We start from the raw sequence: 20984 nt of genomic DNA, 5'->3' as shown, positions 1-20984 counted from the left end.
ACCGGTCGGTGTCGCCGACCGGTGCCTACCGCCGGCCGGTGCCGAACAGTCCGCGGATGACGCCCGTGAGCAGGGTGTCGGCCGATCTCGAGCCGAGGATCTGCTCCATCGGGGTCTTCGGGGCGCGGCGCGAAGTGGTGCGGGTCGACCCCGCCGTCCGCCGCAGCAACCGCTCGTACTCCTGCTGCGCCTTCTTGTCGGCGGCCGCGCGGGCCTTGTCGATCGCCGCCTGCTGCTTCGCGTACTCCGCGTCGAGCTTCGCCTTCTCCTTCGCCGCCTCCTCGGCGGCGAAGGCCTCGTGCGCGGCGTTCATGCGCGCGGTGAGGATCTCGCGGGCCGACTCCCGGTCGATCGAGGTGCCGTAGGCCGGGAGAAGCGCGGATGCGGCGACCGCCGCCTCGACGGCGGCTGCCGGTGTCGGCGACATCAGTCCGCGCGGGGCGCGCAGCCGCGTCCACGCGACGGGCGTCGGAGCACCCTTCTCGCCCATCACCGTGACGATCGCCTCGCCGGTCCCGAGCTCCTGCAGCACGCGTTCGAGGTCGTACCCCGACGTCGGGTAGGTGCGGACCGATGACCGCAGCGCTCGGGCATCATCGGGGGTGAAGGCGCGCAACGCGTGCTGCACGCGCGATCCGAGCTGAGCGAGCACGTCGCCCGGCACGTCCTTCGGCGTCTGGGTGACGAAGAACACCCCGACGCCCTTGGAGCGGATGAGCCGCACGGTCTGCGTGATCGCGGCGACGAAGTCCTTGGAGGCGTCGCGGAAGAGCAGGTGCGCCTCGTCGAAGAAGAACACGAGCTTGGGCTTGTCGAGGTCGCCGACCTCGGGCAGCACCTCGAACAGTTCGGCGAGGAGGTACATGAGGAACGTCGAGAACAGCGTCGGCTGATCGGCGACCCCGGGCACCTCGAGCAGGCTGATCACCCCGCGGCCGTCCGGCGCGGTGCGCAGCAGATCGGACACGTCGAACTCGGGCTCACCGAAGAAGACATCGGCGCCGGCGTCGGCGAAGGTGATCAGCTCTCGCAGGATCACGCCCGCCGTCGCTGACGACAGTCCGCCCAGCTCCTTGAGCTCGGCCTTCCCCTCATCGCTCGTGAGGAAGGTCAGCACCGCGCGGAGGTCGGACAGATCGACCAGCGCGAGCCCCTCGCGGTCGGCGTAGTGGAACACCAGGCCGAGGCTCGACTCCTGCGTGGCGTTGAGTCCGAGCACCTTGGCCAGGAGCAGCGGGCCGAAGCCCGAGACGGTCGCGCGGATGGGCACGCCCCGGCTCGCCCCCGATCCGGCCGCCGACCCGCCGAGGGCGAAGTACTCCGTCGGCGAGGCCCCGGCGGTCCAGTCCTGCCCGATCCCGGCGGTGCGGGCGAGCAGCTTCTCGCTCGGCTCACCCGGGGTCGCCACCCCCGACAGGTCGCCCTTGATGTCGGCGGCGAACACCGCGACCCCGTGCGCCGAGAGCTGCTCGGCGAGCAGCTGCAACGTGCGGGTCTTGCCGGTGCCGGTCGCCCCGGCGACGAGACCGTGACGGTTCGTCATGGCCAGCGGGATGCGCACCTGCGCCGACGCGACAGCCTCGCCGTTGACGAGCGCGCCGAGGTCGAGCGCGGGGCCGTCGAACGCGTACGCCTCGGTGAGCGCGGCGACCTCGTCGGTGCTCAGCGGGCCGGATGCGGCGGGACCCGGGGTCGAATCACGGGGGACCGCAGCATCCGGTGCCGCAGCATCCGGTGCCGTCGCCTCCGGTGCCGTCGCCTCGGGTGCGGGTGCCGCCCCCGCGTGCGACGCCTCCGCCGCGGCGAGCGCGGCGCGCGCCTGGGCGGCCTGCAGCCGCGCCTCCGCGAGCTCCGCCTCCGCGCGCAGTCGCGCCAGTTCCGCCTCCGCCGTGGGGTCACTCATGCGGTCAGCGTAGCGCCGTGACCGCCGCCCCCGGGTGGTGCACGCGGACCGGCGCCGACGACCGACCGCTCGGCGGAAGGCTCAGGGGGTCAGCTGCGCGACGCTCCTGGGTCGCACGATGAACCACAGCGACGCGGCGCCGATGAGGGCGCAGCCGAACATCACGACCGCCATCGACGTCGCCGTGATCCCCGCCGAACCCGAGAGCCATCCCACGAGCGGCGAGACGAGGCCGGCGACGCCGAAATTGACGGCTCCGAGCACGGATGCGGCGGTGCCGGCGGCCTTCCCGTGCCGGTCGAGAGCGAGCACCTGCACGCAGGGGAACGTGAACCCGCACGCGCTCATGAAGACGAACAGCGGGATGACCGTGCCCCACAGCCCCAGGCCCAGTTGATCGGCGACGATGATCGCCCCCGAGGCCAGGATGAGCACCGACGTCGAGAAGGCGAGCACCCACTGCGGCCCGAAGCGCGCGGCGAGGCGGGCGGCGATCTGGTTGCCGATGACGAGGCCGACGGAGTTGACCGCGAAGAGCACGCCGTACATCTGCGCGTTGAACCCGTACGTGCCCTGGAAGAGGAACGACGACGCCGACAGGTACGAGAACAGTCCGCTGAAGCTCATGCCGCCGATCACCAGCACGCCGACGAAGACACGGTCGCTGAAGACGCTGCGGTAGCGCTGCATCACGGTGGTCGCGCCGCGGTCCTGACGGCGGGCGGGCGGAAGCGTCTCGAAGATGAGGAACAGGGCGCACGCGAGCATGAGCGCGCCGTACGCGGCGAGCACGATGAACAGACCGCGCCAGGGCATGATCTCGAGAAGGGCCGAGCCGACCAACGGCGCGATCACGGGCGCGACGCCCGTGATGAGCGCGAGGCGCGACAGCACGACCACGAGCCGCTTGCCCCCGAAGAGGTCGCGCACGATGGCCATCGCGACGACGCCGCCGGCGGCTGCCCCCATGCCCATGAGCACGCGGGCGGCTCCGAGAAGCTCGAGGCTGGGGGCGAGCGCGGCCAGCACACTCGCGACGACGTGCAGGCCGGTCACGATGAGCAGCGGGATGCGGCGCCCCACCTTGTCGCTGAGCGGACCGACGATCAACTGGCCCAGCGCGAAGCCGATCATGGTGCCGGCCAGCGTCAGCTGGATGGCGGCCTCCGTCGTCTGGAAGTCCTCCCGCAGGATCGGGAAGGCCGGCAGATACATGTCGATCGTGAAGGGGCCGAGGGCCGTCAGCGCACCCAGAAGCACGATGAAGACGATGCGGCGTCGCGCCGGGATCGCGTCGCCCGGGTGCAGCATGATCGGCGCGGTCGCCGGATTCGACCCGAGGGTGCGGATGGCACCGGTCGTGGCGGGCGAACCCGCCGGTGCGCGGTCGGGAACGACGGGAGTGGAAGCGGTGTCGAGCAAGAAGTCTTCGTTTCAGGACGTCGGCGAATACCCGGGCGCGCCGGGCGAAGGAGGGGGGACGGTTCGACCACCGTGTTCGACCTCGAGGGATCGAATCGATTCGGTCGTGTGATATCGATGATATCGAACCGATCCGGTCTGCGCACCGTGTCATTCATGACCGTTCGAGAGCATTCTCAGTCTCGAACGCATTCTCCCGCATAGGGTGAAACCGTCGGACTTCCTCCGACGGTCCTCGCCCCCGAGCAGAAGCGCCCACACCACGCACATGTCTTCCGAGAATCGCCGCACCAGCGGCAACCCCGCCACGCAGTCTCAGATCAACCAGACGGTCAAGCAGCAGCGCGAGCAGAAGCGCCAGGAGAAGCTGGCCGAGTACCAGCGTCAGCTCGCCAAGCGCCGCCGCAGCAAGCTGCTGTGGTGGGTCGTCGGCGGTACCGCCGGGCTCGCGATCGTGGCCCTCGTCGCCGCGTCGTTCATCTTCGCCCCGCAGCCGGCCCCGACCTACCCGGGCGCCAACGCCTCGGGCACCGAGATCGAGGGCGTCGAGACCTTCGACCTCCCCAACAACCACGTCGAGGGTGCCGTCACCTACGAGCAGACCCCGCCCGCCGGAGGCCCGCACAACGCCGTCTGGCTCAACTGCGGCGTCTACACCGAGCCCCAGGCGAACGAGAACGCCGTCCACGCGATGGAGCACGGCGCCGTCTGGGTGACCTACGACGCCGACGCGGTCAGCGATGAAGAGCTCGCGACCCTGAAGTCGAAGCTCCCGGCGACCTACATGCTCCTCTCTCCCTACGAGGGTCTGGACTCCCCCATCGTGCTGAGCGCCTGGAACCACCAGCTCAAGCTCGACTCGGCCGACGACCCGCGCATCGAGCAGTTCTTCACCGAGTACTGGCGCAGCCAGAACGCCCCCGAGCCCAACGCCGTGTGCTCGGGCGCGATCGACGGCCCCGGCAAGCTCTGACGTGACCGACGAGGCGAGGACTCCCCGCCCCGCGACGCGGTGGGTCCTCGTCGCGGTCGCGGTGCTGGCGATCGTGGCAGTCGCCTTCGCTCTCGGCCGGTTCACCGCGTTCGGGGCGACCGCCGCGCCCGCGCGCCCCTCGACGGTGTCGGCCGAGGCGGGCTTCGCCCGCGACATGCAGGTGCATCACGAGCAGGCGGTGCGCATGGCGATGGAGATCTACCGCAAGACCTCCGACGACGAGTTGCGCATCCTGTCGCACGACATCGCGACCGCGCAGGCGGGTCAGCGCGGCGAGATGTTCGGCTGGCTCGTGGAATGGGGCCTCTCGCAGACGGGCGGCCCCCTGATGTCGTGGATGTCCGACTCGTCGGCCCATCAGCACGACCCCGCCACCGCGACGGAGCAGGAACTCCGCGACGAGATGGGCATGGCCACCGACGCGCAGCTCGCCGAGCTCGAAGCGGCCACCGGCTCCGAGGCGGACTGCCTCTTCCTCGAGTTGATGATCCGCCACCACCAGGGAGCGATCCCGATGGCCCAGGCGGTGGTCGAGCTGGGTCAGGAGCCGCGGGTGCTGACCGTCGCGCAGTCGATCATCACCGGGCAGTCCGCCGAGATCGACGCGATGCGATCGATGCAGACGCGGCTGGGCTGCACCGCCTGACCGCGCCGACGCGATCGACCGGCCCCGGCGCTACAGTGATCGCATGACGACGGATGCGGCGACCCCCGCGCGCACGCGGCGTCCCGTCCTGGTCACGATCGTGCTCGTGCTGGTCTATCTCAGCGGGCTGTCCAACACCGCCCTCGGCCTCCTCGTGCTTCTCGGCCGCTACCAGGTGCCCGACGACGAGGTGCTCGCCGTCTCCCTCCTCGGATCCGGGATCATCCTCTTCGGCCTGCTGACGCTGGCCGTCGCGTCGGCCGTGGGCCGCGGGCGCCGCCTCGCGCGCCTCGCGGTGACCGTCTACCTCGCGGTGCAGTTCGTGCTGCACGTCGTCGCGGTCGCGACGACATCGTGGGATCCAGTGACGCTCGTCCAGATCGTGATCGACGTGTTCATCGTCGCGACGCTGTGGGCGCCGCCGGGAAGTCGTTGGTTCCGCCGCTGAGCTCGGCGAAGGGGTTCTCCCCCAGCGCCCGCACGACGAAGCGGCGGTGGACGGCCCGCACGATCTCGATCCCGCCGATCGTCAGCACGGTGATGCCGGCGACCAGGTACGCCGCATCCTCACCGGGATCGATCAGCTGGAAGAAGCCGGTCGACAGCGGAATCGTGAAGATGCCGAGGAGCGCGACGAACATCGCCCCGATGACGAGCCCCTTCCAACGATCGATGGGGCGCGCGAGCACCGCGAGCACCCAGATGCCGATCACCGCGAGGATGATCGTCGCACCGGTGCGCAGTTGGGGCTGCGCCACCCCCATCCCGGCCGCGATCCGGGCGTAGACGGTCAACGCCACCGCGATGAGCACACCGGAGGGGATCGCGAACGTCAACGAGCGTCGGAGGAAGCCGGGCACGTAGCGCTGCGCGTTCGGCATGAGGGCGAGGAAGAAGGCGGGGATGCCGATCGTCAGACCGTCGGTGATCGACAGCTGACGAGGCAGGAACGGGAACTCCATCACGAGCGCCCCGCAGAGGATCGCCAGCGTCGTGGCGTAGGCGGTCTTCGTCAGGAACAGCATCGATACGCGCTCGATGTTCGCGATCACCTGCCGCCCCTCGGCGACGACGTCGGGGAGGTGGGAGAACTGGCTGTCCAGCAGAACGAGGCGCGCGACCGCCTTCGTCGCTGCGGCTCCCGAGTTCATCGCGATACCGATGTCGGCGGTCTTGATCGCGAGGGCGTCGTTCACACCGTCCCCGGTCATGGCCACCGTGTGCCCGCGGGCCTGGAGGGCCAGAACGATCCGCTTCTTCTGATCGGGGGTCACTCGGCCGAAGACGATGTTCTTCTCCAGCACCTCGCCGAGCGCCGCTTCGTCGTCGGGCAGAGTGCGCGCGTCGACGCCCTCCCCCGCATCGACGCCCAGCTCGCGGGCGATCGCGGCGACCGTGCGCGGGTTGTCACCCGAGATGATCCGGATGCTGACCCCCTGCCGCCGGAAATAGGCCAGCGTCTGGGCGGCATCGGGCCGCACCTCCTCGCGGAAGGTGAGCACCGCGACGGGCTGGACCGCGCCCGGAAGGCGTTCGGCCTCCATGTCGTCGTCCGAGAGTGCAACCGGCGAGTGCGCGAGCACCAGCGTTCTCATCCCCGACGACGACAGCGTCACCGAGAGGGAGCCCAGCGGCGTCGTGGTGTCGGTCGCCGCATCCGGGAACACCATCTCGGGAGCCCCCAGCACCCACGTTCCGCCCCCGGCATCGGCGGCGCCGTCGAGCGTGACCGCGCTCCACTTGCGCGCCGACGAGAACGGGACGGTGCCCCGCACCTCGCGGGGTCGGGGCTCGGGAAAAGGGTCGCGCAGGCATCTCGCCGTCGCGTTCGCGTCGGGTGCGGCGCCGTACCAGGCGAGCGCATCACGCCACCCGACGACCTCGGTCACGGGGTGCGCACCGTCGAAGCGGATCTCGCCCGCCGTGAGGGTGCCCGTCTTGTCGAGGCAGATGATGTCGACGCGCGCGAGGCCCTCCACGGCGGGCAGCTCGTTCACCAGCACCTGACGCGCCGCGAGCTTGGCCGCGCCGACCGCGAAGGCGATCGAGGTCATGAGCACCAGGCCCAGCGGGATCATCGCGGTGAGGGCCGCGATCACGTTGACCACGGCCTGCGTCCACGCGCCGCTCTCCCAGGCCTGCACCCACCCGCCGGCGGCGACCATCTGGGCGTTGAGCACGAGCAGGCCGATCGGTCCGATCCCCCAACCGACCCAGGTCAGCACCCGGTTGATCGAGGTGCGAAGCTCGCTCGAGACCATCGAGAAGCGCTTGGCCTCGGCAGCGAACGAGTTCGCGTACGAGTCCGCTCCGACGCGCACCACTCGTGCCGCGCCCTCCCCCGCCACGACGATCGACCCCGACAGCGCCTCGTCGCCGGCACGCTTGTCGACCGCGTCGGACTCGCCGGTGAGCATCGACTCGTCGATCTGCAGAGCGCGCTCCGACAGCACCACGGCGTCGGCGGGCACCTGGTCGCCGGCACGGAGCACGAGCACGTCGTCGAGCACGATCCCGTCGGGGGCGATCTCGGCGTCCTCGCCGTCGCGACGCACACGGGCCAGCGGGGCGTTCAGCAGGGCGAGGCGATCGAGCGCGGCCTTCGCGCGGAACTCCTGCACGCAGCCGATCACGGCGTTCGCCAGTGCGCTGAGTCCGAACAGGGCGTCCTGCCAGCGGCCCAGCAGCAGCAGCACGAGGAAGCAGCCGCCCACGATCGCGTTGAAGAGTGTCAGCACGTTGGCGCGGACTATGCTGCCCACGCTCCGGCTCGAGTCCGCGCGATACGCGTTGGTCCTGCCCGCCGCCACCCTCTCGGCGACCTGCGCCGTCGTCAGACCGGTCTCGACGTCGACCTCGACCAGCGAGGAGGGGGAGGCGGAAGCATCCATGGGCACACTGTATCCAGGAGTGCTTCCGCCTCGCGCCCCGTGTCAGCCCTTCGTCGCGCCGGCGAGCAGACCCCGGACGAAGAAGCGCTGCAGCGAGAAGAACACGATCAGCGGAACGATGATCGAGATGAACGCACCGGCGGACTGCAGGTACCAGCGATCACCCCACGACCCGGAGAGGGAGTTCAACGTCTGCGTCAGCGGCAGAGACGATGTCGGCGCGAAGATCGTCGCGACGAGCAGGTCGTTCCATACCCAGAGGAACTGGAAGATCGCGAACGAGGCGATGGCCGGCATGGCCAGCGGCAGGATCATCCGGAAGAAGATCTGGCCGTGGCCGGCACCGTCGACACGCGCCGCTTCGATCACTTCGGTCGGGATCTCCGAGATGAAGTTGTGCAGCAGGAAGATCGCGAGCGGGAGGGCGAAGATCGCGTGCGCGATCCAGACCGTCGCGAAGCTGTGGTCGACATCCCGCAGCTCGAAACCCGGGAAGACGGCCGTGCCGCCGATCTCGAGGCCGCGCGAGAAGAGCGACAGCAGCGGCACCAGCGCCATCTGGATGGGCACGATCTGCAGGGCGAAGACGAAGACGAAGAGCAGGTTCTTGCCCTTGAAGTCGATCCACGCGAACGCGTACGCGGCGAGCGCGGCGATCGAGATCGGGATGATCGTGGCGGGGATCGAGATCGCGAGCGAATTGAGGAACGAGTCGCCCAGCGTCAGCGCGGTGCCCCCCGACGTCAGCGCCTCGGAGTAGTTGTCGAGCGTGAACCCGGGGTTCACGAAGACGGTCCACCACCCCGACGTCTGCGAGTCGGCACCGGGTCGGAACGAGGTGACGAACAGACCGAACGTCGGGATCGTCCAGAAGATCGCGATGACGATCGCGATGATCGTCGCGGTCCGCGAGGTGAGCCGCTTGTGCGCCTCCGCCTCGTTGCGACGGGTCTCGCGGGCCGTCTTCCGTGCGGCGCGCGCGCTGTAGGCGGGGGCCTCCTGCACCGTGGCCATTATCGGATCTCCTTCTGCTTGCGCATCTGACGCGCGTTGTAGACGATCAGCGGCAGCACGAACAGGAACAGCACGACGGCGAGCGCCGACGAGTGCCCGAAGCTCTGGAACCGCTGCTGCTGGTTGACCATCTCGAAGCCGAGCACGCTGGAGTTCGCACGCCCACCGGTCATGACCGCGACGATGTCGTACACCTTGAGCGAGGCGATGGTGATGGTGGTCAGCACCACGATGAGCGAGGCGCGGATGCCGGGCACGGTCACGTTGATGAATCGTTGCCACGGGGTCGTGCCGTCGAGCTGCGCGGCCTCGAGCTGCTCGGTCGGCACCGCCTTGATCGCGACCGACAGGATCACCATGGCGAAACCGGTCTGGGTCCAGATGAACACCGCCAGCAGCGCGAAGGTGTTCACCAGCGGCGTCTGATCGAGCCACCCGATGGGCTGACCGCCGAACAGCGTGACGATCGCGTTCAGGATGCCGATCTGCTCGCCCTGCCGGTAGTCGTAGACGAACTTCCAGATGATGCCGGCGCCGACGAACGAGATGGCGAACGGCATGAAGACGAAGAGCTTCAGGATCTTCTCGCCGCGTGCCCGGTCGATGAACGCCGCGTAGGCCAATCCGATCGCCGTCGACAGAGTGGGGGCGAAGATCGCCCAGATGATCGTGTTGATGACCGACCAGAACCCCTCGGGGTTCGTGAAGGTCCAGATGTAGTTCTCCAGCCCCACGAACGTCTCGCCGCTCTTGTCGAAGAACGACTGGTAGATCGTCGAGATGGCGGGGTAGATGAGGCCGAGGAGGAGCAGGATGGCCGCCGGCAGCAGGAAGACCACCAGCTGGAAGAAGTACCCGGCTCCGGCTCGCGAGCGGTAGTCGAAGAAGAACAGCAGCGCGCCGAGCGCGAGCGCGATGCCCACGACGTAGAGAACGGCGTTCTGATAGGGCCGCAGAAGCATGAAGGCGACCACCGGAACGGCGAAGCAGATCACCAGCCGCATCCAGAAGTAGCCGCGACCGGCACGGGGGGCGAACTCGATGATGAGGAGGATCAGCGCGACCACGGCGCCGAAGGCGACGACCGCGATCGGGATCTGGACGAGCGGGTTCAGGTTGCCGATCCAGACGAAGAAGCTGTTCAGCGAGAACCCGATGGTCGTCTTGGGGGCGTCGTCGACCGCCGGGGCGGCGAACAGCGCCACCAGCGCGACGACGAGGACCACGGCGGCGGCGATCACGCCGATGGTGGCGGCGCGGCGGCCCGGCTGCGACGCGACAGCACGCGGCTGTTCCGGCGGAGCCTCCGGTGGCGCGGTGAGCGTATGCGACATTGTCATACCTTTCGCGTAGTGCAGAGAAGAGTACGCGCCACGGGGATCATCGGATCCCCGCGGCGCGCACTCGTTACGAGATCAGTTGTCGTACCCGGCCTGGATGTCGCTCAGGACCTGGTCGGTCGGGCGGCCGTCGATCCAGTTGACCATGCCCTTCCAGAACGATCCGTTGCCGACGGTGGCCGGCATCAGGTCCGACGCGTCGAAGCGGACGACGGTGTCGGGGTCCTGCAGCAGCTCCATGGCTTCGGTGAGGAACTGGCTGGACGCCAGCGACGGGTCGGCGTTCTTGTTGGCCGAGATGACGCCGCCCAGCTTCACACGGGCGTCGGCGAACTCGGGAGTCGACATGAACTCGAGCACCTGCTGCGTGGCCGCGGAGTCGGAGAACGCCGTGACGAACTCACCGCCGGCCTCGACGAAGGTCTCGCCGTCGGCCTCGACACCGGGGAGCAGGAACGCGTAGACGTCACCCTCGGGGCCGATCTCCGGCGTCGCGCCCGCGGCGGTCTTCGCCTCGAGGAAGTTCGCCGAGAGGAACGATGCCTGGTGGGTCATCGCGCAGCGACCGTCGGAGACGGCGGCGGCCACGTCGGCGAACGCCGTGGAGTTGATGCTCTTCACGTCTCCGTAGCCGGCGTTGACGTAGTCGGGGTTCAGCAGGATCTCACCGACCGCGTCGAAGGCGTCCTTGATCTTCGGGTCGGTGAAGGGCACCTCGTTGGCGACCCACTGGTCGTAGACGTCGGCGCCGGACTGACGCAGAACGAGGTCTTCGATCCAGTCGGTGCCGGGCCAGCCGGATGCGGCGTCGGAGGCGAAGCCCGCGCACCAGGGCGCGGCGCCCGTCTTGTCGCGGATGGTCTGGGTGAGGGTGAGGAGCTCGTCGTAGGTCGTGGGGATCTCGACGCCCCACTCGGCGAACTGCTTCGGCGAGTACCAGACGTAGCCCTTGACGTTTCCGAGCATGGGAGCGGCGTAGAACACGTCGTCGACGGTGCCGTAGGTCTTCCAGTCGGGCGACCAGTTCGCGTCGACGTTCGACTCGACGGCTTCGGGGGCCGGCTGGACCTCGCCGGTGTCGACGAGCGCCTTGACGAGACCGGGCTGGGGAACGATCGCGATGTCGGGGGCGGAGCCACCGGTGACCTTCGTGACGATGTTGCCCTCGAAGCTCTTGTCGCCGGTGTAGACGACCTTGATCCCGGTGTCCGCGGTGAACTGCTCGAACGACGCGTTGAGGTCGTCCGCCTCGACACCGGTGATGCCACCGGCGATCTGCACGGTCTGGCCCTCGACGGAGCCCGAGTCGTCCGAGGTGCCACCCTCTGCGCAGCCTGCAAGAGCAAGCCCCGCGATGCCGATGAACGCGATCGGTGCGATCACGCGGCTTCGCTGCGAACTGATCATGTGATTCCTCCTCTTCGAGGGCGCGGGCGCGACTTGCACCTGCGCTCGGGTTCCGTTCGGGAACCGATTCCACACAAACGTAAGCGAGATACTCACCGGACACAACGCCGATTCATTACGAAACGATAACCTCGCGTGAAACCCGCGCCCGCTGCATCCAGCCCCGTGTGGAACCGGTTCTCTTTTTTCCCTCTCTGCACTATGGTTTCTGTGATCCGGACCGGCGACGCCGCCGTCCGTGCGCAGAGATGCCGCGATGCAGGAAGGGCTACCAGTGAGCGGAATCGCCGACGTCGCACGCCTCGCGGGCGTCTCGAAGTCGACGGCGAGCCGCGCCCTCACGGGGGGCGGGTACGTCTCGGACGCGACTCGTCGACGGGTGCAGGATGCCGCGGGATCGCTCGGCTACGTGCCCACCACGAGTGCCGTCAGCCTCGCGACGGGTCGCACGAACACGGTCGCCCTCATCGTGCCGCGCGTCAACCGCTGGTACTTCGGCTCGATCATCGAGGGTGTCGAGCGCACGCTCATCCCGCGCGGCTACGACCTGACGCTGTACGTCGCCGAGCCCGATTCACGCGATCGGGCGAGCCTGTACACGCACTTCCTCGCGCGCAAGAGGTTCGACGGCGTCATCGCCGTCGCCCTCGAGCCCGACGACGCCGACATCGCCCGGCTGCTCTCGTTCGGCAAGCCCACCGTGTGCATCGGCAACGAACTGGCCGAGATCGCCACGCTCGGCATCGACAACACCGCCATCGGCCGCATGATCACCCAGCACCTGCTGGCGCTCGGTCACCGTGCCATCGCGTTCCTCGGCGCGACACCGGAGGACGAGCCCACCGCGCACGACGTGATCGACCGCATCGCCGGATATCGCCAGGCCATGTCGGGCGCGGGGCTGTCGGATCGCACCCGCATCCACGAATCGACGCTCACGATCACCGACGGCTACGCTGCCGCCGCCGCCCTTCTCGCCGATGTCGAGAGCCGGCCCACTGCGATCGTCGCGGCCTGCGACGAGATCGCCATCGGTGCGATCGTCGCCGCCCGCAGGTTGGGGATCGCCGTCCCCTCCCAGCTCAGCGTGGTCGGGGTCGACGGCCATGACTACGCGGAGATGTTCGCGTTGACGACGGTGGAGCAGCGCCCCGCCGCGCAGGGCGAGCAGGCCGTCGACATCCTCCTCGGGATGGTCGACAACGCCGACGCCCCCGCACGATCGACGATCCCGGTGCAGCTCGTCGTGCGGGCCTCGACGGCCGCTCCCCGCTGACGGGGCCCGATCCGGGCACGAACGACGAAGGGCCCCGGATGCTTCGCAGCATCCGGGGCCCTTCGTGGACAGGGTTACTTGAGGGTAACGCTGGCGCCGGCCTCTTCGAGAGCGGCCTTCGCCTTGTCAGCGGCGTCCTTGGTCGCGCCCTCGAGCACGGCCTTGGGGGCACCGTCGACGACGGCCTTGGCCTCGCCGAGGCCGAGCGAGGTGAGCTCGCGGACGACCTTGATGACCTGGATCTTCTTGTCGCCGACCGAGTCGAGGATGACGTCGAAGGAGTCCTTGACCTCTTCCTCTTCGGCGGGGGCGCCACCGGCGGGGGCACCGGCAGCGGCGACGGCGACCGGAGCCGCAGCGGTGACCTCGAAGGTCTCCTCGAACTTCTTGACGAACTCGCTGAGCTCGATGAGCGTGAGCTCCTTGAAGGCGTCGAGCAGCTCGTCAGTGGTGAGCTTTGCCATGATGATTCTCCTTGATCGGGGTTATTCGTACCGCGCCTGACCGTGTCAGGCTGCGGACTCCTGCTTGTCGCGCAGCGCATCGACCGTGCGAACGGCCTTCGACAGCGGTGCGTTGAACAGATATGCGGCGCCGAACAGCGAGGCCTTCATCGCACCGGCGAGCTTCGCCAGCAGGACTTCACGGCTCTCGAGGTCGGCGAGCTTGTTGACCTCATCCGCGGTCAGGGCGGCACCGTCGAAGTACCCGCCCTTGATCACGAGAAGAGGATTAGCCTTGGCGAAGGCGCGCAGCCCCTTCGCGACGGCGACCGGGTCACCGTGCACGAAGGCGATGGCCGACGGACCCTTGAGTTCGTCGTCCAGACCCGTCACGCCCGCGTTGGACGCGGCGATCTTGGTCAGCGTGTTCTTCACCACGGCGTACTCCGCGTCCTGACGGATGTTGTTGCGCAGCTCCTTGAGCTGGGCAACCGTCAGACCGCGGTACTCGGTCAGCAGAACGGCGGTCGAGTCCTCGAAGTGCTTCGTGAGCTCGGCAACCGATGCGTCCTTCTGCGCCATGGCCACTCCTTGTGTGTACGAGACGCGCCGCGGGAGCGGGCGTCGGGCCGCAGCATCCGGTCTTTCCCCAGCAATGAAAAAACGCTCCGGCGCAAGGCACGGAGCGTGGTTCCCGATCGGGAATTCGTTCGTACACCTGCGCAGGTCTGCGTTCACGATCCCTTGCGGGATTCGCGTCAGCTGCTTCGATCGTGCTGCGCTTTCGCGCACCCCGATGACCGGCGGTCTTTGGCTTGTCCCCCACTCTAAGCCCCCGCCCCGCCCCCGCCAAATCCATCAACGCACGACGTGTGCCCGAGAGAGCACGTAAGTGCCGCGCCCACGCCGTGCGCTCGAGCAGAACCCGTGCGCGCGCGCCGCAGCGTCAGCGGGGTGGACGTACGCCGAAGGCCGCGAGACGCTCGCCGAGCGCGCGCGGGCTTCCGATGTGGCGGTCACCCCACCTCACCAGGGGGCGCCGGGTCGTTCCGCGTATCCAGTCCTCGCGCTGCTTCTCGTCGAGCATCACCTGCTCGATGGAGCGACCCGATCGCATGACGCGATCGGTGTACTTCGTGGCGCCGTCGAACTCGCCCCACGTCGCCGCATCCTCGATGCCGATATCGACCCAGTAGAAGCTGCCCCCGGGCGAGGGCACCGGAACCTGCAGTCTGAGCCTGCGGAATCCCAACCTCAGCAACTGCAGCCGACTGACACTCTCCCCCGGCAGCTGCGCGAGCCCGTCGGCGGTCTCGGCCGTCCAGCGCGCCCGTCGGACCCCACGGACCCCTGTCGCATCGTGGAGTCGACGTCTCATCCCCTCCCGCCACTGCCCCGCGGCAGCCTCGTCCACGGTGAAGCCATCGACGCTGACGAGCCGCATTCCCGCGTCGGCTGCAGCGAGTGCCGCTTCCATCGATAGCGTGCGCGAGAGGTCGAAAACCGTTCGCTCGAGAGTCGTGCACGGCACCCCCTCGATGATCGTCACGTCGGATTCGGGCAGCTCGAGCCGGTGACGCATGACGTCGCTTCCGCTCGAGATCGCCGCATCCGTGCGGGATGTCAGGTGGACGCGGGGCGTGGCAGTTCGCCACAGCGGCAGGCCCCACATCACCGCGGCTGCCGTGTGCGACGCCACGACGGCGGCGCTGCGAGCACCCTCCATGACGGCCCAGACGTGGAGGAGATGGCGAGACTCGGACCACAGCCCCCGCCACTCCTCCTCGCGGACGAACCATCCGCGGCGGACGCGCCGCAGCTCTCCTCGCTGCAGTTCCGCCTCGATGGAGCGTCGAGTCGCTCCTTCGAGGAACAGATCCTCACGCGTTCGCAGGAGGCGCCGCGCCTCACCCGGCCCGAGATGTCGCATGCGACCACTTCAGTCCCTCTGCGCGCCCGGGCAGGCCCCGCATCGTCATATGCCGAATCCCCTCCGCACTGACGCCCCTGTGCAGGAGAGGGCGACGAGGCGCGAACGCACGGGTTGTTGCCGAGCGTACGGCCGCGGCGCGGCCGTACCCCGCACTCTCGGCGAGAAGCCGTGATCTCGACGCGCGTCGAGCAGCGCACGGCGAGGAGGCGGGGTTAGGGTCGAACGCATGTCCCCCGAACTGACCGCGCGCAGCCCCGAGCTGGCCGCGCGGATCGTGGCCGACTCGCGCGACCGGGTCGCGTGGGTGCGCGCACGCTCGCGAGGGATCACCGCCACCGACGTCGCCGCGCTGACGAGCGACCGGGTCATCCCCCGGGCAGCCGACGCGAAGCTGCTCGGATCGGGGTTCTCCGGCAACGCCTACACGGCGCACGGCAAGGCGCGCGAGCCCGAGATCGCCGCGTGGGTCGCCGCCACGCACGGGATCCAGCCGTCCTCCGCACTGTTCCACGCGGTCGTCGAGAGGCGACACCTCGCGACGCCCGACGGTGTGACGGTGGATGCTGCGGGGCGGGTCATCCTCGCCGAGATCAAGACGACGAACAAGAAGTGGCGCAGCATCCCGCGCACCTATCTACGACAGGTCTGGTGGCAGCAGCACGTCCTCGGCGCCGAGCGCACGCTCGTCACGTGGGAGGAGCACGACGGGTTCGTGCCCGTCGGAGACGAACCCCAGTGCCAGTGGGTCGATCGCGACGAACGCGAGATCGACAACCTGGTGCGGCTGGCCACGGCTCTGATCGACGAGCTGCACCGCCGCACCATGGCGGCGCGAGCGCCCGTCGCGCGCGCCGAACCCCCGAGGGAGAGATTCCGCGCGCTCGCGTTGGCCGACGGCTGAGCAGTGCACCGCCCGCCACGGGGATAGTTGACGAAAGTCAATCAATCGGAGTAAGGTTGATGAAAGTCAACTATCGCGTCGACGGTGTCGCGACTCTTCTTCCTCGTTCGCAAAGGTTCTCATGGCCACCACTGCTTCCGAGCCCGAGACCGCGCCACGGCGTGTGCTTCCCGCGCTCATCGGACTCCTCCTCGGGATGTTCGTGTCGATGCTCGCATCGACCGTCGTCTCCACGTCGCTGCCCGTCATCGTTCACGACCTCAACGGCGACCAGGCTGCCTTCACCTGGGTCATCACCTCAACCCTGCTGACGACCGCGATCTCGACGCCGATCTGGGGCAAGCTCGCCGACCTGTTCAACCGCAAGCTGCTGATCCAGATCGCCATCGCGATCTTCGTGCTCGCCACCGCGGCGGCCGGCTTCTCGCAGAACACCGAGATGCTCATCGCGTTCCGCGCGGTGCAGGGACTCGGCGCCGGCGGCCTCGCCGCGCTGAGCCAGGTCATCATGGCCGACATCATCAGCCCCCGCGAGCGCGGCCGTTACATGGGCCTGTTCGGTGCCGTCATGGCCGTCGCCACCGTCGGCGGCCCGCTCCTGGGCGGAGTGATCACCGACTCGTTCGGCTGGCGCTTCAACTTCTTCGTCGCCCTCCCCTTCGCGGTCGCGGCGCTGTTCATCCAGCAGCGCACCCTGCACCTCCCGGCCCGACCGAAGCGCGCGGTGAAGATCGACTACTTCGGCATCGTGCTGCTCGCGACGGCCGTCTCGCTGATCCTCATCTGGGTCACCAACGCCGGCAAGAACTACGAGTGGTGGAGCACCGAGACCGTGCTGATGGTCGGCGGAGCGATCGTCTCGGCCGTCCTGTTCGTCATCGTCGAACTGCGCGTGTCGGAGCCCCTCGTGCCCCTCACGCTCTTCCGCAACCGCACGTTCACCCTCGCCACGATCGCCTCGATCGCGACCGGGCTGGCGATGTTCGGCACCGCGGTGTTCCTCAGCCAGTACATGCAGATGGCGCGCGGGGCGACCCCGACCGAGGCCGGCGTCATGACGATCCCGATGATCGCGGGGCTCCTCCTCGCATCCGTGATCGTCGGTTCCCTCATCTCGCGCTACGGCCACTGGAAGCCCTACCTGATCGCCGGAGGCGTGCTGCTGATCGCCGGGTCGTCCCTCCTGTCGACGATCCACTACGACACGAACTTCGTTCTGGTCTCCCTCTACATGGCGCTCCTGGGCGCCGGCGTGGGCATGACGATGCAGAATCTCGTGCTGATTGTGCAGAACACCGCGCGCCCGGAGGTCATGGGTGCCGCCAGCTCCGGCGTCACCTTCTTCCGCAGCCTCGGCGGCACCGTCGGCGTCTCGGTCATGGGAGCGACTCTGGCGACGACCGCCGCCGGCCTCTTCGCCGACCGCGGTGCCGACATCGCGACGGCGATCGCGGGTCTGGGCGCCGACGGCGCCGCGGTGGCCGCGCAGCTGCAGTCCGGAACGATCCCGCAGGTCTCGGCGCTCCCGGAGTCCGTGCGGGTGATCGTGGAGGACATCTACGCGCAGTCGATCGCGAGCTCGTTCCTGATCGCGGTTCCGATCGCCGTGATCAGCCTGATCGCGATCATCTTCCTGCCGAACCACCCGCTGAACCGCATGACCACGAGCGAGCGGATCCACGCCGGAGAAGCCGACCTCGCGACGGTCTCGACCCCCGAGGGCATGTCGGTGCTCGCCGGAACCGGTACGGTCACGACCGTCCCTGAGAGCGACGCCCGCACGACACGCTCCTCCGTCGGCGAGAATGACTGACATGACGATCGCCGATTCCCCCGCCGACGCGACGATCCCGGTCGACGCGCCGACGGGGGACGACCGGTCGGTCGCGGTCGAGGCGCTCGAAGGGTCGTTCGCCGAGCTGATGATGGCCTACCGCCGCCACCTCGCCGCGGCGGCCGACCGGGTGCACCCCGGCATGCTCCCCGGCACCTACAAGGTGTTGTCGTTGATCGGTCGCTCCGAGTCGACCACTCTGTCGGCCCTCACCGAGCACCTCGCCTCCGACAAGGGACTCGTCAGCCGCAGCGTCTCGGAGCTCGAGGGGCTCGGCCTCGTCGCGCGCACGCTCGACCCGGACGATCGACGGTCTCGGCTGATCACGGTCACCCCCGAGGGGGCGGAGCGTCTGGCTGTCGCCCGCGCTCCGCAGCAGGGGCGCCTGTTCACCGTGCTGGAGGACTGGTCGATCGACGACATCCGCCATCTCACCCGCCTCCTGCATTCCCTCGCCTCCGGCGAGACGCCGGAGGCCTGAGCGCCGAGCTTCTTTCTGCGGTGACACCCGCGTAACACCGCGGAGACACTTCCGCGGTTGACTGGTGTCCGTCGCCGGCACCGTCGCCGTCGTCGCCCATCGCACGGAAGGAGCGCCGATGAGATTCCGGCCCCAGCGCCCCGAGTCCCCCTCCGACGTCGCACTCGCCGAGCCGCTCGCGCTGCCGTCGACGATGAGCGCCGCGGTCATCGATCGGACGGGGGATGCTGCGCAGCTGCACCTCGCGACGATCGACACCCCCGCGCCGATCCTGAGCGAGGTGCTCGTGCGGGTCGTCGCCGCCGGCGTCAATCCGATCGACGCCAAGACCCGATCGGGCTCGGGGGTGTCCGGCGCGATCGGCTCGTTCCCGACGGCGCTCGGGTTCGACTTCAGCGGCGTCGTCGTGACATCGCCGTACGAGTCGCACGCGTTCCCGGTAGGCACGGAGGTGTTCGGCATGGCGGGCTTCCCCCGCACCGGAGGCACCTACGCCGAGTACGTGACGGTGCCCTCGCTCTCGCTCGCGCGCAAGCCCGCGTCGCTCTCGCACGTCGAGGCGGCGGGCGTACCGCTGGCGGCACTGACCGCGTGGGGCCTCGTGGTGGAGACCGCTCTCGCGCACGAGGGCCAGCGCATCCTCATCCACGCGGGCAGCGGCGGGGTGGGCCATTTCGCGGTGCAGTTCGCGTCGTACTTCGGAGCGCAGGTGATCGCCACGGGCTCCGCCCGCAATGCCGACTGGCTGCGCGAACTCGGCGCCCGCACCGTCATCGACCACGCCGCCCAGCGGTTCGAGGATCACGTCTCCGACGCCGACGTGGTGATCGATCTCGTCGGCAACGTGATGGACGACACCGGCACCCGCTCGCTCCGGGCACTGCGTCCGGGCGGACTGCTGATCGAGGTGCCGACCGGCGCCTGGCCGGGGTTCCACGAGGCGGCGACCGCCGAAGGCTTCCGCGCCACGAGCTTCAAGGTCGTGCCCGACGGCGGAACTCTCGCGACGATCGCACGCCTGCTCGAGTCGGGAGCCGTGCAGGTGTACGTGGATCGGGTCTTCGGGCTCGACGAGGCGGCCGACGCGCACCGCGAGCTCGAGCGCGGGCACACGCGGGGCAAGCTCGTCCTGCGCGTCAGCGACGACTGAGACGCACCGCCCGGTGCCCGGAGGGGGTCGCGCAACGGGTGCCTCGGTGGAAGGGTGGGTGGCATCGGCGCGCGACGATGCGCGCCCCCTCACGAAGGAGCGACGAAGATGTCGACGAACCGAGCGGTTGCGTACAAGGGTCCTGGTGTCGTGGAAGTCATCGATACCCCCTATCCGGAGTTCGTGCTGAAGGACGGGCCGGGGGTGAATCCCGCGAACGTCGGACGGAAGGTTCCTCACGGGGCGATCCTCCGCACCGTCGCCACCAACATCTGCGGATCCGACCAGCACATGGTGCGCGGTCGCACGACCGCCCCCGAGGGACTCGTGCTCGGCCATGAGATCACCGGCGAGGTCATCGAGGTCGGCCCCGACGTGGAGTTCGTCAAGGTCGGCGACATCGTCTCCGTCCCGTTCAACATCGCCTGCGGGCGATGCCGCAACTGCAAGGAGGGGAAGACGGGCATCTGCCTCAACGTGAACCCCGACCGCCCGGGCAGCGCCTACGGGTACGTCGACATGGGCGGATGGGTCGGCGGCCAGGCCGAGTACGTGCTCGTCCCCTACGCCGACTGGAACCTCCTGGTCTTCCCCGATCGCGATCAGGCGCTCGAGAAGATCCTCGACCTCACCATGCTCTCCGACATCTTCCCGACGGGATTCCACGGCGCCTACACCGCGGGGGTGCGTCCGGGATCCACCGTGTACATCGCCGGCGCCGGGCCCGTCGGCCTCGCCGCCGCCGTCTCCGCCCAACTGCTGGGCGCAGCATCCGTGATCGTCGCCGACCTGAACGAGGAGCGCCTCGCGCAGGCCCGGTCGTTCGGCTGCGAGACGGTCGACGTCTCGAAGGGCGATCCGAAGGATCAGATCGCGCAGATCCTCGGGGTTCCGGAAGTCGACTGCGCGGTCGACGCGGTGGGGTTCGAGGCTCGCGGTCACGGTTCCGACTCGGCGCAGGAGGCACCCGCGACGGTGCTGAACTCGCTGATGGATCTCACGGCGGCGGGCGGCGCGCTCGGCATTCCGGGGCTCTACGTCACGGGCGACCCCGGCGGGGTGGACGAAGCGGCGAAGGTCGGCTCGCTCTCGCTGCGCCTGGGGCTCGGGTGGGCGAAATCGCTGTCGTTCACCACCGGTCAGTGCCCGGTCATGCGCTACAACCGGCAGCTGATGATGGCGATCCTGCACGACAAGGTGCAGATCGCCAAGGCCGTCCACGCCACCCCGATCACTCTCGACGAAGCCCCGCAGGGCTACGCCGACTTCGACAGTGGCACGGCGCGCAAGTACGTGCTCAACCCGAACGGCTACATCACGGCAGCCTGACCGGGTCGCCCAACGGGCGG

The 20984-nt window shown here is 69.0% G+C and carries 18 protein-coding genes; 9 read left to right on the top strand and 9 right to left on the bottom strand.

Annotated features, from left to right (window positions below; genetic code table 11):
- Positions 1–25 precede the first annotated feature (25 nt).
- Together DEU34_RS09510 and DEU34_RS09505 are read right to left on the bottom strand one after the other, a co-directional pair.
- A complete protein-coding gene (locus DEU34_RS09510; protein ID WP_121149955.1) occupies positions 26–1903 on the bottom strand; it encodes a helicase HerA-like domain-containing protein in 1878 nt (625 codons plus the stop codon).
- 81 nt (positions 1904–1984) lie between these two features.
- Positions 1985–3325 (bottom strand): multidrug effflux MFS transporter, encoded by a 1341-nt coding sequence (locus tag DEU34_RS09505; protein ID WP_396652117.1) that lies wholly within the window; start codon positions 3323–3325, stop codon positions 1985–1987.
- 268 nt (positions 3326–3593) lie between these two features.
- Here DEU34_RS09505 and DEU34_RS09500 point away from each other — a divergent pair, with 268 nt between their 5' ends.
- From DEU34_RS09500 to DEU34_RS09490, 3 genes are read left to right on the top strand one after another with little or no spacing between them, the layout of a single operon-like run.
- Positions 3594–4298: a DUF3105 domain-containing protein gene (locus DEU34_RS09500; protein ID WP_121149954.1), complete on the top strand. Its 705-nt coding sequence runs from the start codon at positions 3594–3596 to the stop codon at positions 4296–4298.
- 1 nt (position 4299) lies between these two features.
- Positions 4300–4965 carry a DUF305 domain-containing protein gene (locus DEU34_RS09495; protein ID WP_121149953.1) on the top strand — a complete coding sequence of 222 codons (666 nt, stop codon included), beginning with the start codon at positions 4300–4302 and terminating at the stop codon, positions 4963–4965.
- Positions 4966–5008: 43 nt separating this feature from the next.
- Positions 5009–5413, top strand: coding sequence for a hypothetical protein (locus tag DEU34_RS09490; RefSeq protein WP_121149952.1), 405 nt, complete (start codon positions 5009–5011; stop codon positions 5411–5413).
- On the opposite strand, the gene DEU34_RS09485 is transcribed toward DEU34_RS09490, so the two are convergent.
- From DEU34_RS09485 to DEU34_RS09470, 4 genes are all read right to left on the bottom strand, one after another.
- Positions 5361–7856 (bottom strand): HAD-IC family P-type ATPase, encoded by a 2496-nt coding sequence (locus DEU34_RS09485; RefSeq protein WP_183042423.1) that lies wholly within the window; start codon positions 7854–7856, stop codon positions 5361–5363. The two genes, DEU34_RS09490 and DEU34_RS09485, sit on opposite strands and share 53 nt — an antisense overlap.
- Positions 7857–7898: 42 nt before the next feature.
- On the bottom strand, positions 7899–8870 hold the full coding sequence (locus tag DEU34_RS09480) for a carbohydrate ABC transporter permease (RefSeq protein ID WP_116647817.1): 972 nt from the start codon (positions 8868–8870) through the stop codon (positions 7899–7901).
- The gene (locus tag DEU34_RS09475; protein ID WP_121149950.1) at positions 8870–10204 is read right to left on the bottom strand and encodes a carbohydrate ABC transporter permease; all 1335 of its coding nucleotides are present in this window, start codon (positions 10202–10204) and stop codon (positions 8870–8872) included. Before DEU34_RS09475 ends, DEU34_RS09480 begins: the two co-directional genes overlap by 1 nt.
- An 81-nt stretch (positions 10205–10285) precedes the next feature.
- A complete protein-coding gene (locus DEU34_RS09470; RefSeq protein ID WP_121149949.1) occupies positions 10286–11617 on the bottom strand; it encodes an ABC transporter substrate-binding protein in 1332 nt (443 codons plus the stop codon).
- Between the two features lie 274 nt (positions 11618–11891).
- On the opposite strand from DEU34_RS09470, the gene DEU34_RS09465 reads away from it, so the two are divergent.
- On the top strand, positions 11892–12893 hold the full coding sequence (locus DEU34_RS09465; protein WP_121149948.1) for a LacI family DNA-binding transcriptional regulator: 1002 nt from the start codon (positions 11892–11894) through the stop codon (positions 12891–12893).
- 74 nt (positions 12894–12967) lie between these two features.
- Here DEU34_RS09465 and rplL read toward each other — a convergent pair whose 3' ends face one another.
- From rplL to DEU34_RS09450, 3 genes are all read right to left on the bottom strand, one after another.
- Entirely contained in the window at positions 12968–13357 is a 390-nt protein-coding gene (gene rplL, locus DEU34_RS09460; RefSeq protein ID WP_116647813.1) for a 50S ribosomal protein L7/L12, read from the bottom strand.
- Between the two features lie 45 nt (positions 13358–13402).
- On the bottom strand, positions 13403–13918 hold the full coding sequence (rplJ, locus tag DEU34_RS09455) for a 50S ribosomal protein L10 (RefSeq protein WP_116647812.1): 516 nt from the start codon (positions 13916–13918) through the stop codon (positions 13403–13405).
- 364 nt (positions 13919–14282) lie between these two features.
- Positions 14283–15266 carry a hypothetical protein gene (locus DEU34_RS09450; RefSeq protein WP_121149947.1) on the bottom strand — a complete coding sequence of 328 codons (984 nt, stop codon included), beginning with the start codon at positions 15264–15266 and terminating at the stop codon, positions 14283–14285.
- Between the two features lie 229 nt (positions 15267–15495).
- On the opposite strand from DEU34_RS09450, the gene DEU34_RS09445 reads away from it, so the two are divergent.
- The 5 genes from DEU34_RS09445 (at position 15496) to fdhA (ending at position 20964) form a co-directional block, all read left to right on the top strand.
- On the top strand, positions 15496–16170 hold the full coding sequence (locus DEU34_RS09445) for a YqaJ viral recombinase family protein (RefSeq protein WP_121149946.1): 675 nt from the start codon (positions 15496–15498) through the stop codon (positions 16168–16170).
- 121 nt (positions 16171–16291) lie between these two features.
- The gene (locus DEU34_RS09440) at positions 16292–17983 is read left to right on the top strand and encodes an MDR family MFS transporter (protein ID WP_121149945.1); all 1692 of its coding nucleotides are present in this window, start codon (positions 16292–16294) and stop codon (positions 17981–17983) included.
- A 1-nt stretch (position 17984) separates the two neighbouring features.
- On the top strand, positions 17985–18485 hold the full coding sequence (locus tag DEU34_RS09435; RefSeq protein WP_121149944.1) for a MarR family winged helix-turn-helix transcriptional regulator: 501 nt from the start codon (positions 17985–17987) through the stop codon (positions 18483–18485).
- A 118-nt stretch (positions 18486–18603) separates the two neighbouring features.
- Positions 18604–19635 (top strand): NADP-dependent oxidoreductase, encoded by a 1032-nt coding sequence (locus tag DEU34_RS09430; RefSeq protein ID WP_121150571.1) that lies wholly within the window; start codon positions 18604–18606, stop codon positions 19633–19635.
- A gap of 108 nt (positions 19636–19743) precedes the next feature.
- The gene (gene fdhA / locus DEU34_RS09425; RefSeq protein ID WP_121149943.1) at positions 19744–20964 is read left to right on the top strand and encodes a formaldehyde dehydrogenase, glutathione-independent; all 1221 of its coding nucleotides are present in this window, start codon (positions 19744–19746) and stop codon (positions 20962–20964) included.
- The last annotated feature ends 20 nt before the right edge of the window (positions 20965–20984 follow it).

Source organism: Microbacterium sp. AG1240 (genome assembly GCF_003635115.1).
Lineage (GTDB): Bacteria > Actinomycetota > Actinomycetes > Actinomycetales > Microbacteriaceae > Microbacterium.
The sequence above is the reverse complement of the archived record's forward strand: the minus strand, read 5'-3'. Positions and strand labels throughout refer to the sequence as shown.